This window comes from Rhizobium moroccans, from assembly GCF_057559155.1.
The window spans coordinates 182,905-195,780 of sequence record NZ_JBHFJG010000047.1; the positions used below are offsets into that span (position 1 = coordinate 182,905).

Annotated in this window: 16 protein-coding genes; 9 read left to right on the forward strand and 7 right to left on the reverse strand. The window is 62.2% G+C overall.

The features are described from left to right. Positions 1-169: 169 nt before the first annotated feature. From ACE04I_RS22395 to ACE04I_RS22415, 5 genes are all read left to right on the forward strand, one after another. Positions 170-1,120 (forward strand): ABC transporter permease, encoded by a 951-nt coding sequence (locus tag ACE04I_RS22395; RefSeq protein WP_046794806.1) that lies wholly within the window; start codon positions 170-172, stop codon positions 1,118-1,120. Next, a complete protein-coding gene (locus ACE04I_RS22400) occupies positions 1,117-1,935 on the forward strand; it encodes an ABC transporter permease (protein WP_046794805.1) in 819 nt (272 codons plus the stop codon). Before ACE04I_RS22395 ends, ACE04I_RS22400 begins: the two co-directional genes overlap by 4 nt. A 19-nt stretch (positions 1,936-1,954) precedes the next feature. Then, a complete protein-coding gene (locus tag ACE04I_RS22405; protein WP_137326635.1) occupies positions 1,955-3,352 on the forward strand; it encodes an amidase in 1,398 nt (465 codons plus the stop codon). Positions 3,353-3,533: 181 nt separating this feature from the next. After that, positions 3,534-3,875: an ElaB/YgaM/YqjD family protein gene (locus ACE04I_RS22410; protein ID WP_487207610.1), complete on the forward strand. Its 342-nt coding sequence runs from the start codon at positions 3,534-3,536 to the stop codon at positions 3,873-3,875. Further along, on the forward strand, positions 3,875-4,351 hold the full coding sequence (locus tag ACE04I_RS22415; RefSeq protein WP_052760404.1) for a hypothetical protein: 477 nt from the start codon (positions 3,875-3,877) through the stop codon (positions 4,349-4,351). Before ACE04I_RS22410 ends, ACE04I_RS22415 begins: the two co-directional genes overlap by 1 nt. A gap of 5 nt (positions 4,352-4,356) precedes the next feature. Here ACE04I_RS22415 and ACE04I_RS22420 read toward each other — a convergent pair whose 3' ends face one another. Then, on the reverse strand, positions 4,357-5,115 hold the full coding sequence (locus ACE04I_RS22420; RefSeq protein ID WP_046794802.1) for a Crp/Fnr family transcriptional regulator: 759 nt from the start codon (positions 5,113-5,115) through the stop codon (positions 4,357-4,359). A gap of 122 nt (positions 5,116-5,237) precedes the next feature. Here ACE04I_RS22420 and ACE04I_RS22425 point away from each other — a divergent pair, with 122 nt between their 5' ends. Continuing rightward, a complete protein-coding gene (locus ACE04I_RS22425; protein WP_137326634.1) occupies positions 5,238-5,582 on the forward strand; it encodes a response regulator in 345 nt (114 codons plus the stop codon). Positions 5,583-5,597: 15 nt separating this feature from the next. Here ACE04I_RS22425 and ACE04I_RS22430 read toward each other — a convergent pair whose 3' ends face one another. Both ACE04I_RS22430 and ACE04I_RS22435 read right to left on the reverse strand, forming a co-directional pair. Beyond that, positions 5,598-6,164, reverse strand: a complete 567-nt coding sequence (locus tag ACE04I_RS22430) for an RNA polymerase sigma factor (RefSeq protein WP_046794800.1) — start codon at positions 6,162-6,164, stop codon at positions 5,598-5,600. Beyond that, positions 6,161-6,373, reverse strand: a complete 213-nt coding sequence (locus ACE04I_RS22435; RefSeq protein WP_487207611.1) for a NepR family anti-sigma factor — start codon at positions 6,371-6,373, stop codon at positions 6,161-6,163. Before ACE04I_RS22435 ends, ACE04I_RS22430 begins: the two co-directional genes overlap by 4 nt. A gap of 138 nt (positions 6,374-6,511) precedes the next feature. Here ACE04I_RS22435 and ACE04I_RS22440 point away from each other — a divergent pair, with 138 nt between their 5' ends. The 3 genes from ACE04I_RS22440 to ACE04I_RS22450 all read left to right on the forward strand — a co-directional run bounded on the left by ACE04I_RS22440 (position 6,512) and on the right by ACE04I_RS22450 (position 8,642). Then, positions 6,512-7,306: a response regulator gene (locus ACE04I_RS22440; protein ID WP_046794798.1), complete on the forward strand. Its 795-nt coding sequence runs from the start codon at positions 6,512-6,514 to the stop codon at positions 7,304-7,306. Positions 7,307-7,393: 87 nt separating this feature from the next. Next, complete coding sequence (locus ACE04I_RS22445) at positions 7,394-7,558, forward strand: DUF1328 domain-containing protein (protein WP_046794797.1); 165 nt, start codon at positions 7,394-7,396, stop codon at positions 7,556-7,558. A gap of 127 nt (positions 7,559-7,685) precedes the next feature. Beyond that, positions 7,686-8,642, forward strand: coding sequence for an HWE histidine kinase domain-containing protein (locus ACE04I_RS22450; RefSeq protein ID WP_487207612.1), 957 nt, complete (start codon positions 7,686-7,688; stop codon positions 8,640-8,642). Positions 8,643-8,867: 225 nt separating this feature from the next. Here ACE04I_RS22450 and ACE04I_RS22455 read toward each other — a convergent pair whose 3' ends face one another. The 4 genes from ACE04I_RS22455 to ACE04I_RS22470 form a co-directional block, all read right to left on the reverse strand. Then, positions 8,868-9,065 (reverse strand): CsbD family protein, encoded by a 198-nt coding sequence (locus ACE04I_RS22455; protein WP_046794795.1) that lies wholly within the window; start codon positions 9,063-9,065, stop codon positions 8,868-8,870. Between the two features lie 127 nt (positions 9,066-9,192). Beyond that, the gene (locus tag ACE04I_RS22460) at positions 9,193-10,113 is read right to left on the reverse strand and encodes an ABC transporter permease (RefSeq protein ID WP_046794794.1); all 921 of its coding nucleotides are present in this window, start codon (positions 10,111-10,113) and stop codon (positions 9,193-9,195) included. Continuing rightward, positions 10,106-11,116, reverse strand: a complete 1,011-nt coding sequence (locus ACE04I_RS22465; protein WP_046794793.1) for an ABC transporter permease — start codon at positions 11,114-11,116, stop codon at positions 10,106-10,108. Before ACE04I_RS22465 ends, ACE04I_RS22460 begins: the two co-directional genes overlap by 8 nt. 73 nt (positions 11,117-11,189) lie before the next feature. Then, positions 11,190-12,876, reverse strand: a 1,687-nt coding sequence (locus ACE04I_RS22470) for a peptide ABC transporter substrate-binding protein (RefSeq protein WP_487207613.1), incomplete at its 5' end; no start/stop codon positions are given.

Genomic DNA, 12,876 nt, shown 5'->3' on the forward strand with positions numbered 1-12,876 from the left:
CGACCTCCCCCCTCAAGGGGGAGGTGGGCACCTGCCGCACCGTTGGAGTCTCAATCGGGCTGAGACGGCGCCGCGAGTTTTCTCCCCCCTTATGGGGGGCTCGAAGAGCGGGACGAGACACGTGGCTCGGCCCCGGCAAGCCGGCAGGGCAGAGGGGGTATGGCAAAGCATGATCTCCGTCCTCCTCCGCCGAATTTTAAGCCTCGCCGTTACCCTGCTGGTCGTTTCGCTGCTGATCTTCCTGGTCATGGACCTGCTGCCCGGCGATCCGGCTGCGATCATGCTCGGCACCTCTGCGAGCCCGGAAACGCTTGCCGCGCTCCAGAAAGAGCTCGGCCTCGATCAACCGCTGCCCGTCCGTTACCTCGCCTGGCTTGCGGGCGTGTTCCAGGGCGATCTCGGCCAGTCCTATACCTATGGCGTGCCGGTCGCGGGACTGATCGCGGAGCGGCTTGCGGTCACGCTGCCGCTCGCGTTGATGGCGATCCTCATTTCCATAGCGATAGCCATTCCGCTCGGCGTACAGGCCGCCCGGCATCGCAACGGCGCGGTCGATCTTCTCGCCGGTCTCTTCTCGCATGTCGGTATCGCCGTGCCGGCCTTCTTCGTCGGTCTGCTCCTTATCATTCTCTTCTCCACCACGCTCGGCTGGATGCCGGCTGGCGGTTTCCCCGGCTGGAGCGCTGGGTTCGTTCCGGCACTGAAAGCGCTGCTGCTGCCGGCGATCGCCCTTGCCCTCCCGCAGGCGGGCGTGCTGACGCGCGTCACCCGCTCGGCGGTGCTGGAAGTGATGAACGAGGACTTCGTGCGCACCGCGCGCGGCAAGGGCATCAGCGAGAGCGCTGCTCTTTGGCGCCATGCGATGCCGAACGCGCTGATACCGGTGATTACCATTCTCGGCCTGCAATTCACCTTCCTGATCGCCGGCGCGGTGCTGGTCGAGAACGTCTTCAACCTGCCGGGGCTCGGCCGTCTGGCCTATCAGGCACTCTCACAGCGCGACGTGATCGTCATGCAGGATGTGGTGCTATTCTTCTCCGCCCTCGTGATCCTCGTGAACTTCCTGGTCGATCTTGCATATCTGGTGGTCGATCCCCGTTTGAGGGCCGGAGCGCAATGAGAAAGCTCTCCCGCCGTCCCGTGCTCCTTGCAGGCATCGTCATCACGCTCGCTCTCTTTGCGGTCGCGCTCATCTCGCTGGTCTGGACGCCGGTTTCGCCGACGCGGCTTGCCATCGCCGACAAGCTGAAGCCGCCGCTCGCCTCCGGTTTCTTCGGCACGGATCAGCTCGGCCGCGATGTCGCTTCCAGGCTGATGGTGGGGGCCTGGAACTCACTCTCCACCTCCATCCTGGCGGTCGCCATCGGCGCGACCATCGGCACGGCGATCGGAGTCATCGTGGCGATGCGGCGCGGATGGCTGGAAATCATCGTCATGCGCGGCTGCGATATCATTTTCGCCGTGCCGCCGATCCTTTCGGCCATGATGCTCGGCGCCTTCATCGGCTCCGGCCGGTTCACCGCCATCATCGCGATCGCGACCTTCATGGTGCCGGTCTTCGCACGGCTGACGCTCGGGGCGGCGCTGCAGATCTGGACGCGGGACTATGTCACGGCGGCGATCGGCATGGGCCGGCCTGCGGAGAAGATCACGCTCGTGCACGTCCTGCCGAATATCTCCAACCAGATCATCGTGCAGGTGACGATCCAGCTGGGGCTTGCGATCCTGACCGAAGCGGGCCTGAGCTTTCTCGGTCTCGGTATGGCGCCACCGGCCCCTACCTGGGGGCGGATGCTCGCGGAATCCCAGACTTATCTAGGCCAGGCGCCATGGTTGGCTCTGATGCCGGGGCTTGCGATCGCGCTTTCCGTCATGGGCCTCAACATGCTGGGTGATGGGCTGCGCGACATTTTCGACCCGCGCGATAATTCATGATCTGACGAAGTGATTTGCCATGAACGATCTTTTGAAACTGACGATCCGTGAATTGACCGGCCTCTACGGCGCGAAGAAGCTTTCGCCCTTTGAATACTGGCTGGCGGTGGAGGAGCGCGTGGCCGCCTTCGAGCCGCATGTGCAGGCGCTCTACCTCTACGATCCGGATAGCGCGCGGGCGCAGGCAGCCGCTTCCACCGAGCGGTGGATGAAGGGCGAACCGCGCGGGCTCCTCGACGGCGTTCCCGTCACGCTCAAGGAGCTGATCGCGACCAAGGGGCAGCCGGTGCCGCTCGGCACCAGCGCAGTGGAACTCGTGCCAGCCGCCGAGGATGCACCGATCGCGGCGCGGATGCGGGAAGACGGCGCGGTGATCTTCGCCAAGACCACCTGCCCGGATTACGGCATGCTTTCTTCCGGCCTGTCGAGCTTCCATCCGCTGAGCCGCAATCCCTGGGATCTTTCGAAAAACCCCGGCGGATCAAGCGCCGGCGCGTCTTCGGCCGGGGCGGCGAGCTACGGTCCTTTGCATATCGGCACGGATATCGGCGGGTCGGTGCGTTTGCCAGCCGGCTGGACGGGGCTCTTTGGCTTCAAGCCGAGTAATGGCCGCATCCCGATCGATCCCTATTACGTCGGCCGTTGTGCCGGGCCGATGACGCGCACGGTGGAAGACGCCGCCTATTCCATGGCGACGCTCAGCCGTCCGGACTGGCGCGACGCGACCAGCCTTCCGCCGAACACATTCGACTGGCTGGATTTCGATATCGATATCAGGGGTATGAAGATCGGGCTCATGCTCGATGCGGGCACCGGCCTGCCGGCGGAAGACGAGGTCAGGCAGGCGGTGGCCACGGCGGCGGAGCATTTCGAAAAGGCGGGAGCGGAAATCGTGCCGGTGGGGCCGGTGCTGACCCGGCAGATGCTGGACGGTCTCGACAAGTTCTGGCGCGCCCGTTTCTGGGCTGATATCGAGACCCTGGGTGCGGAGCGGCGGGCGTCGATCCTGCCCTATATCTATCAGTGGGCGGAGGGAGGCGCGGCAATATCCGGCGTCGAGGCGGTGCGCGGCTTCAACCAGACATTCGAGATGCGCAGGGCCTGCGCCAAGCTCTTCAGTGGCATCGATGCCCTGCTTTCGCCCACCAATCCGGTCGTTTCCTATCCGGCGGAATGGGCCTCTCCCACCAACGACCCGGCGCATCCTTTCGAGCATATTGCCTTCACGGTTCCGTGGAACATGTCGGAACAGCCGGCCGCTTCCATCAATTGCGGCTTTTCCCGCTCCGGCATGCCGATCGGTCTGCAGATCGTCGGGCCACGCTTCGATGACTTGCGTGTCCTGAAGCTCTCCCGCGCCTTCGAAAGCTGGATCGGCGGGATCGCCGCATGGCCGGAACCTCCAGCCGCAGCCTGACCTTCCGCGCAGCCGGCATTCCGTCTCCGCATCGACTGCTCCGGCGGGAACAATCGCGCCTGCTCTGCGTTCACCGCCCGCAGCAAGAAAAAGCGATGGGCGTCGGCTGCCGTTCGGATACCGGCGACGAAAAGCCGGACAACCGGCCATGCCCTAGGCTCAAAACCATAGGAGATGGAAGATGGCACCTGCGAACGCACAGAATGAAGTTGGCCGCAACGGCAGCGGTTCCGCCTCGTCGCGAGATATCGAAGCACAGCTTCAACAACTCCGGGATGATATCGCGGTGCTTGCCCGCAGCGCGGCTTCCGCCGGCAGCGACAAGGCGAGCCAATATCGCGGCAAGGTTCGCCGGGCCACCAGTGACGCGGCGGATGCCTCCTTGCACATGGTGGAGGCGGCGCGCGAGCAGGCGCTCTCGATGGAGAAGGATCTCGAGCGCCAGATACGGACAAACCCTATACAGGCCGTAGCGATCGCCGCAGGCGTCGGCTTTCTTCTCGCGCTGATGACGCGGCGCTGATGATGGCCGGATTGGGCCCTCTTCTTGCCTCGCTGGCGGCTGTCGATCTGGCAGCCTTCACCCAGCGTCTGAAGCGGAACGCGGTATTCTACGCCTTTGCTCTGGTATTCCTGCTGACCGGCTATGTGGCGGCGGTCGCTGCCATGGCGGTCTTCCTCGCCAGCGTCTGGGGGCCGGCCATGGCCCTCGTGGCAATCGCTTCCGGCGCCTTCCTGCTGGCGATCGTCATGTTCACGATCGTCCTCATCCTGAACAGCTCGGAGCAGAGGCGCAAGCGGGAGGCCGCCGCCGCGAGCGGCAGCCGGGCGCTCATGGCGACGGCCGCGATAACGGCGCTGCCGCTCCTGCTCAAATCGCGTCCGCTGCTCGTGGCTTCCATTCTCGGCGGACTCGGCTTCCTGGCGCTCAGGAACAAGGACGGCACCGGCTCGACCATGTCGAGGCACGACCGCGACTCTCCCCAGCCTGGAGAATGATTTGATCAGATGAAAGGCCGCCTGCCTTCCGCGGGCGGCCGCCAGCCCGCCATCTGATATAGACCCTCCGTATCCAGCACCTCGCAGCCCCGGTCCAGCCAGCGGATGAGGCCGAGCTGGTAAAGCTTGCGCAGCGTCTTGTTGGTGTGGACCAGCGAAAGGCCGAGCGTATCCGCCACATGGCTCTGCGTCAGCGGCAGGGTCACCGGCCGGCCGCGTTTGGCGATGCCGCTCGCCTTGGCGCGCGCATCGAGAAAGGCGAGGAGATAGGCGGCGCGCTCTCGCGCGCTGCGCCTGCCGATGCTCAGCAGATGCTCATCGAGAATGCTTTCCTCCCGCGCGGCGATCCAGGTGATGTCGTAGGCGAGCGAAGGATGCCCGCGATAGAGCGAAGCAAGCCGTTCCCTTTCGAACAGGCAGAGCGTCATGGGCGTGAGCGCTTCGACGGAATGCTGCATTTCCGTCATCAGGTTTCCCTGAAGCCCCACCATATCGCCCGGCAGGACATAGTTGAGGATCTGGCGCCGGCCATCCTCCAGGATCTTGTAGCGGAAACCCCAGCCGGTCAGCACGGTATAGAGCCGTGGATTGCGCTCTCCCTCCACGATGATCGCCATGCCCGGATCGGCGGAATGCTCCCCCTGCCGGAAGCTCATGACAAAGGAAAGCTCCTCGGGGGAAAAGTCGCGGAACGTCGAAAGGCCGCGTATAGGGCATTGCTCGCAGGTAATGCGCGGAGAAGCGATCGTTATTGAGTTTGCCATGATCTCGGCCCGGATGAGGAATGATCAACATAGCCGGTGAAAACCCGCCCGTCTGTGTCTTTTTTAAATGACGGCATCTTCTTTCGATGATCTAGCCTTCATGATCAGTGAGGGATGTAAGCGTGCGCGTACTCGTAATAGACCCGGAATATCTGGTGGCCATGGAGGTGGAGCGCATTCTCGAGGAAGCCTTTGGCTGCGAGGTCGAGATCGCAACGCCGTACAATTATCCGCTCGCGCTGGAAAAGGGCGGCTTTGCGGTGATCGTCATCGATGCGAGCCTGTTGGCCGACGGGCAGGGAGAGGCGGCACGGCGAATAGAAAACGCCGCTGCCGCGATCGTGTTCACGACGCTTGATGCCGAACTCGAAGGGGTGCCCGGCTTCGAAGGGCTTGCAATCGTCCAAAAGCCGTTCCGGGAAGGGCAGCTCGTCCGAGCGGTCGGAAAGGCGATTGCTTCGAATTGAGCCCCTGTCGAGGGCTCAACTTCCGAAAGCGCGCTGGGTGATGGCGGCATCCCCGGGATCGGGACCGAAATCGCCCTCGCCGGAAACGCCGAGAAGCTCCTGCAGCCGCGAGCGCGCGCGGCTGACGCGGCTCTTGATGGTGCCGACCGCGCAGCCGCAGATGGCGGCGGCTTCCTCATAGGCGAAGCCCGCCGCGCCCACGAGCACGATCGCCTCGCGCTGGTCGTCAGGGAGCTTTTCGAGCGCCTTGCGGAAGTCCTGCAGGTCAAGGCGGCCATATTGCTCGGGGTGGACCGAGAAGCGCTCGCTGAAGAGCCCGTCGCTGTCCTGCACCTCGCGGCCGCGCTTGCGCATCTGGCTGTAGAATTCGTTACGCAGGATGGTGAAGAGCCAGGCGCGCATGTTCGTGCCGGCGGTGAAGCTCGCCTGGTTGGCCCAGGCCTTCATGATCGTATCCTGCACGAGATCGTCCGCCTTGTCGTGGCGGCCGGTCAGCGATACCGCGAATGCGCGCAGATTCGGCAGCGAAGCAAGGAGGTCGCGTTTGAAAACGCGATCATCGTTCTCGTCCTGCTTCTTCATTTTACATTCACCGATTTCGCATTCTTCTCGGCCTGCTCCAGTCTTTCGAGAAGGTCGAGAAAACGATCCGGAATGCCTTCTTCCTGCACCGCGTTGTAGAATTCGCGCAATTTCCGCGAGATCGAAGCATTGGGGGGCATCGATCCTGGTTTGATTTCCTGAGGGTGTGCTGTGTTCATCTCATTTTTTTTTCTATTTTCTTCACTCATCACGCGGGCAGCCTGTTGCGATATCGTCGGGTCAAGAAATGCTTTCGGGCAAAAAAAGTTCCCCCATCGGCGGAACTTTTTTTACATGCCCGCGTTGATATCGCGTCAATTGCCCTCAGGGCACAGGGGAGATTTTGAATGTCACTTACCACACGCGTTGCGTCTCACCTTCCATATCTGCGTCGTTACGCCAGGGCTGTCACCGGATCGCAGACTTCGGGTGATGCCTATGTCGCGGCGGTCCTGGAAGCTTTGATCGCAGATGTTTCCATTTTCCCGGAAACGTCCAAGGACCGTGTTTCGCTCTATAAACTCTTCGTTGCGATTTTTGGTTCCACTGACGTGGAGATCAGGCCGATAGAATCCCCGTTCGCCTGGGAACAACGTGCAGCCGCCAATCTCGCAACCCTTCCTTCCAAGGCCCGCCACGCCTTCCTTCTCGTCTCGGTCGAGGGTTTCACCATCGAGGAGACCGCAGAAGTGCTCGATGTCACGGTCGATGATGTCAACCGCTTGCTCGACGACGCCTCCAAGGAGATTTCCCGTCAGGTCGCGACCGACATCATGATCATCGAAGACGAGCCGCTGATCGCGCTCGACATCGAGCAGATGGTGCAGGAACTCGGCCATCGCGTCACCGGCATCGCCCGCACGCACAAGGAGGCGGTTTCACTTTTCCAGACGTCTCATCCGAAAATGGTGCTCGCCGATATCCAGCTTGCCGATGGCAGCTCGGGCATCGATGCGGTCAACGAAATCCTGAAGGCCTCCTCCGTCCCGGTGATTTTCATCACCGCCTTCCCGGAACGCCTGCTGACGGGCGAGCGCCCGGAACCGGCCTTCCTCGTCACCAAGCCGTTCAACCCGGACATGGTCAAGGCCTTGATCAGCCAGGCCCTGTTCTTCAACGAGGCGGTCAAGGCCGCCGCTTGACTTGCTTGAGGCAGGGGCAGTCGAGATCGGGAACAAATATGGCAGGCACGGTGTTTTCCCTCGCGCATCATCCGCTAGGAGACCGCCATGTTGTATTACGCCCTCGTGTTCCTGATCATCGCGCTCATCGCCGGCGTGCTCGGCTTTGGCGGGATAGCAGGAGCGGCCACCAGTATCGCCCAGATCCTGTTCTTCATCTTCCTGGCGCTGCTGGTCATATCGCTCGTCGTCGGATTGTTCCGGCGCGTCTGACGCCCTATAAGAAGGGCCCCGCCGGATGCCGCGGCATCCACGGGTCCCTTCCAGATATCCCGCAGACGGAGTGAGGAAATTGGTGCATCCGCTGACATGGCAGCAAGCGGGTCAGAGCGATGACGGATTGCGCGAATTTCTGCTGCCCGCTCTGGTAGATCTCGGCGCGAGCATCATCATCCAGGATGCCGATCACAACTATCTCTTCGTGACCAATCTGCCGGAGACTTGGCCGATCGACCGTTCCGCGGCCAAGCTGAACGACCTCTCCCTTTTTGGCGAGGAGGTCGCCGGAAGGCTCTCCGCCCTCAAGGCGGACATGAGGGCAGCCGGACACAAGGGGCATGTCGAGGTCACCGTCGGTTCTGAACAGGTCTACGAATTCCGCGTGCAGGCGGTGGAACTGCCTAAAAGCGGCGTCCACCTTATCACCACCATCGTCGACCGGTCGGAAGAAAGGCATCGCGAGCGCCTGCTCCGGGCGCTGCTTCGCGAGGTCAGCCACCGTTCGAAGAACCTGCTTGCGATCATCCAGAGCATCGCGCTGCAGACTGCCCGCTATTCGGGCTCACTGGATCTCTTCCTGCATAAATTCCGCGGCAGGCTGTATTCACTCTCCCAGTCCCAGGACCTGATTACCGATTCAAGCTGGCGGGGCGCCTATTTCTACGAACTGGTCCAGCACCAGACCGAGAAATACCTTCCCGAAAATCGGCATCTGGTGCGGGTAACGGGCGACAATGTCCTGCTGACGCCGAACGCTTCCCTGCATGTCGGCCTCGCGGTGCACGAACTGATCGTCAACGCGGTCAGCCACGGCTCTCTTCTGCGCGGTGGCAGGCCGATCAGGGTCACGTGCACCCGGCTTCAGGTGGATGGGCACGATTCGCTGGAGATGATGTGGGACGAGCCGCTCGAGGCCGAAACTCAGGGCGAGGCGAATACCGAGAGCCTCAAGGCGCATTTCGGCAGCACCGTGCTGGAGCGCGTAGTACCGGCCTCGGTCAACGGCAAGGCGAACTATTCCATTTCCGAGGAGAAGATCACCTATCGCCTGGTCTTTCCCATAGAGGTGGGTGATTGACGGCTCTCCGGTAATGGCAACCAGCCCAAAAATGAGTTGGCCCGGTTCCGTTGCGAAACCGAGCCATCTCATTTTCTCTTCGAGGGGGATTGAAGAGTTCGCCTGGAAGCTTTGTAGGGCGGGGGACGGGGGGTAGCTCCCAGGCACTCGCATAACGAGCTTGCTTTCCTTTGGTTCCCTCGGTTCCGAAAAAAAGTTAACGGCGCTTATTTTTTCTCAAACGCCTCAGTGCCGCGAAAGCCAGTCGTCCACCTCGCGGTCAGCCTCTTCCTGGACCTTGCCGTAGCGTTCCTGGATTTTGCCTGCCAACTGCTTGCGATCGCCGGCGATGACATCGAGATCGTCATCGGTGAGTTTGCCCCACTGAGACTGAACCTTGCCCTTGAACTGCTTCCAGTTGCCTTCGACCTGATCCCAATTCATGGCTTCTCTCTCCCTGGTTCGATTAAAAACGGACGATTCCGTCTTGGTTCGAACTAAGAAGAAGCTGTCTTGTTCCTCGGAATGGCTACCCGGAAAGGCGAAACTCGCCCTTCCGGGAAGGTGGGGCTCACCTTTTCAGCGTGCGAGGATCGAGCGCGTCGCGGATTGCATCGCCGATATAATTGACGCTCAGGACCGTGAGCGAAATCGCCAGACCCGGCCAGAGTACCCGCGATGGAGTGAGCTGCAGGAAGTTGGCGCCGTCGAACAGAAGCCGCCCCCAAGTCGGGAAATCCGAGGGGAAGCCCAAGCCCAGGAAGCTCAGCGCCGATTCCGTGATGATCGCGGAGGCGATGCCGAGCGTCGCCGAAACCATGATCGAGCTCAGCACGTTGGGCAGGATATGGCGCAGAATGATGCGATGTTCGCGCATGCCGCTCGACTTCGCAGCCAGGATGAATTCCTGGCTTTTGACGGCAAGCACGTCGCCGCGCACGATGCGGGCGGTGTGCATCCAGCTCGTGATGCCGATCACCGAGACGATGAGGATGAAGATACCGGTCTCCGGCCCGAAGGCGGCCCTCAGCGTATCGCGGAAAAGCATGATGATGACGAGAAGCAGCGGCAGGAGAGGGAGGGCGAGGAAGAGGTCCGTCACGCGCATCAGCGGCCCGTCCAGCCGCCGCAGATAGCCGGAAAGGACGCCCACCAACGTTCCAAGCGATACGGCGATCAGCATGGCGGTGATTCCGACCGCAAGCGAGATGCGCCCGCCGGCAAGCACCTGGGCCAGCATGTCCTTGCCGAGATTGTCGGTGCCGAAGGGGTGGGCGAGCGAGGGCCACTGGTTCCTGGCGCGTACATTGATCGTGTTGGGCGCGACGGTGTGGATATAGGGCCCGACATAGACCGCAAGCAGGATGAATACGAACACGATCAGACCAGCCACGCCCCCCTTGTGGGCGCGGAACTGCCGCCAGATGTCGGCGAGGACGGAGCGTGTCGGGGTGGAGGCGGCGGTCGGCACCGCGATGGCTGCGTCAGTCATACCGGATCCTCGGGTCAAGAATGCCGTAGAGAACATCGGCAATGAGATTGAAGAGCACGATCAGGACCGCGAAGATGAAGGTCAGCGTCTGCACGAGCGGTATGTCGGCGCCCTGGATCGCGGTGATGAGCAGTTGGCCGAGGCCGTTCACGCGGAAGATCTGCTCGGTGATGATGGCGCCCGAGAAGATCGTCGGCACCCCGAGCGCGATGACCGTCACCACCGGGATCAGGCTGTTGCGCAGCACGTGCACGAGCAGCACGGTCTTTTCCTTGACCCCCTTTGCCCGCGCGGTCCTTACATAATCCTGGTTCAGGTTGTCGAGCATGGAGGCGCGCACGAAGCGGGCGATCTGCGAGGCATTGTAGAGCGCCAGCACCGCCACCGGCAGCGCCATCTGCTTTATCTGGGCCATGAAGCTCGCAAAATCCGTGACCCGGAGATTGGTGTCGTAGACGGAGGGAAACCATTGCAGGTAGGAGGAGAAGATGACGATCAGCAGCACGCCGGTGAAGAAGGTCGGCACCGAATAGCCGACCATCGAGACGAAGGTGCCGATCTGGTCGAAGATCGAATACTGCTTGTAGGCGGAGATCACGCCGATCGGGATCGCGATCATGATGCCGAAGAGATAGGCGAGACCCACGACCCAGAGCGTCTGCGGCAGGCGCTGCACGATGAGATCGACGACCGGGCTTCGCGTCGCCCAGGAGAGCACGCGCATCCGCTCTCCGTCGCCGAACTGCCAGCCCGTCAGGCTTTCGAGGATATTCAGCGGTTCATTGACGAAGAATTGCTGCAGCCATTTGAGGTAGCGGATCAGGAAGGGCTGATCGAGGCCGAGCGAGGCGCGTATCTGTTCGCGAACTTCCGGCGGAATGGTGAGCGGCAAATCGCCGGTCGGGTCGTTGGGCGCCAGGTCGAGCAGCGCGAAAATCACGAAACTGATGACCAGCAGGGTCGGGATCGCGAAGAGCAATCGCCGTAGGGTATATGTGAACATTCAAAAGTCTCCTGGCTTCGCGGAGAAATGCGGACGCCGGGCCGGTGCTATTCGGCAGGCCCGGCGAACGGGGTCACTTCTTGCGAGACCAGTCGGCGACGTTCCAGAGTTCGGAATCCCACGCGTTCATCTTCACGCCTTCGAGCGTGACGGAATGCGAGGAGAGCTGGCCGCGATGGATGAGCGGGATATGCGCACCCTCCTCGGTCAGCATGTCGTTGAGCTTCTTGGCGAGTTCGGCTCGCATTTCAAGGTCGGCAGTCTTGGCGAGTTCACCAACCAGCTTGTCATATTCCGGGTTGCAGTAACGCGGAATGTTCTGGCCCTGCCAGCCGTTTTCCGGTGCCGGGACCTTGTCGCACAACCATTCGGCCAGGTATTTTTCCGGATCGGTGCCATCGAAGTTGTTGGTGTACATTTCCACATCGGCATAGAACTTCTGGAAGGTATCCGGGCTTGCCGGATCGCCGCCGAAGAAGACCGAGGCGCTGACATTGCGCAGTTCCGCATCCACGCCGATCTGCGACCACATATCCTTCACCAGTTCCTGGGTCGCCTGGCGAACGGAGTTGGTGGAGGTGGAGTAGAGGAAGGAGAGGCGAACGCCGTCCTTGGCGCGGATGCCGTCAGAGCCGGGAACCCAGCCTGCCTCGTCCAGCAGCTTGTTGGCGCCTTCGACGTCCTGCTTCAGGCACCAGTCATCGTTTCCTGTGGACGCGTAGGCTTCCGGGGCGGGGACGATGTTGCAGGTCGGCCTGCCAGCTTCGCCGTAACCCGCCTCATCGATGATGTCGCGGTCGATCGCCATCGAAAGAGCCCTGCGCACGGCCGGATCGGAGAGCGCGGGATGCGGCCCTGCTTCCTTGGTTGAACGCTTGGAGCCGAGCGCCGGATCGGCATTGTAGTGGTTGAGGTTGATACGCTCGACCTGCGTGCCGAAGGCGGTCACCAACTGGCCCTTGCCGGCGGCGAGCATGGTCGCCAGCACTTCCGGCTCCACCTGCATGTTCCAGGCATAGTCGAACTCGCCGGTTTCGAGCACCGCCCGGGCCGCTGACGCGGCGTCGCCGCCGCCCTTCAGCGTCGCGGTCGCGAAAGCGGGCTTGGCCGGATCGCGGTAATTCGGATTGGCTTCGAAGGAAATGACGTCGTTCGGTTTGAAATCCTTCACGACGAAGGGGCCGGTGCCGATCGGCATGAAGTTGGCCGAGGTGCATTCCGGGGCCCTTGCGCCTACGCAATCCTTGAATTGAGCCGCCTGGATGACGGGCGACTGGGCGCCGACGAAGGCGCTGTAGGGGTAGGGCTTTGGCTCTTCGAAGGTGATCTTGACGGTGTGCGGGTCGACCGCCTCGACGTTCTTGACCCCTTCATACTGGGCAGCCTGCGCGCAGCCGCCATCCGGCGCGGTGCAGTATTTCCAGGTGAAGATGAGATCGTTGGCGGTGAGCGGGGTGCCGTCGGACCACTTCACGTCCGGCTTCAGCTTCCAGGTCATGCTGAGCAGGTCCTGCGCCACGCCGCCGTTCTCGATCGTCGGGATCTCGGTGACCAGCGTCGGGACGAGCTCGCCCTTTTCGTCGTAGCGGGCCAGCGGCTCGATCACCATGGAGGAGGCGTAGACTTCCTTCGTGCCGCCGGAGAGATACGGATTCATGGTCGAAACCGCCTGCCAGAAGAGGATCTTGAGATCCCCGTCGGTGCCCCTCTCGGCCTGGGCGGCGGTTGCGCCGAACGCAAGCGCCGCCACGGAGCCTGCC

Excerpts from the sequence above, each read along its gene's own strand:
- ACE04I_RS22395 (WP_046794806.1), top strand. The coding sequence starts at position 170 with ATGATCTCCGTCCTCCTCCGCCGAATTTTAAGCCTCGCCGTTACCCTG.
- ACE04I_RS22400 (WP_046794805.1), top strand. The coding sequence starts at position 1,117 with ATGAGAAAGCTCTCCCGCCGTCCCGTGCTCCTTGCAGGCATCGTCATC.
- ACE04I_RS22405 (WP_137326635.1), top strand. The coding sequence starts at position 1,955 with ATGAACGATCTTTTGAAACTGACGATCCGTGAATTGACCGGCCTCTAC.
- ACE04I_RS22410 (WP_487207610.1), top strand. The coding sequence starts at position 3,534 with ATGGCACCTGCGAACGCACAGAATGAAGTTGGCCGCAACGGCAGCGGT.
- ACE04I_RS22415 (WP_052760404.1), top strand. The coding sequence starts at position 3,875 with ATGATGGCCGGATTGGGCCCTCTTCTTGCCTCGCTGGCGGCTGTCGAT.
- ACE04I_RS22420 (WP_046794802.1), bottom strand. The coding sequence starts at position 5,115 with ATGGCAAACTCAATAACGATCGCTTCTCCGCGCATTACCTGCGAGCAA.
- ACE04I_RS22430 (WP_046794800.1), bottom strand. The coding sequence starts at position 6,164 with ATGAAGAAGCAGGACGAGAACGATGATCGCGTTTTCAAACGCGACCTC.
- ACE04I_RS22435 (WP_487207611.1), bottom strand. The coding sequence starts at position 6,373 with ATGAGTGAAGAAAATAGAAAAAAAAATGAGATGAACACAGCACACCCT.
- ACE04I_RS22440 (WP_046794798.1), top strand. The coding sequence starts at position 6,512 with ATGTCACTTACCACACGCGTTGCGTCTCACCTTCCATATCTGCGTCGT.
- ACE04I_RS22445 (WP_046794797.1), top strand. The coding sequence starts at position 7,394 with ATGTTGTATTACGCCCTCGTGTTCCTGATCATCGCGCTCATCGCCGGC.
- ACE04I_RS22455 (WP_046794795.1), bottom strand. The coding sequence starts at position 9,065 with ATGAATTGGGATCAGGTCGAAGGCAACTGGAAGCAGTTCAAGGGCAAG.
- ACE04I_RS22460 (WP_046794794.1), bottom strand. The coding sequence starts at position 10,113 with ATGACTGACGCAGCCATCGCGGTGCCGACCGCCGCCTCCACCCCGACA.
- ACE04I_RS22465 (WP_046794793.1), bottom strand. The coding sequence starts at position 11,116 with ATGTTCACATATACCCTACGGCGATTGCTCTTCGCGATCCCGACCCTG.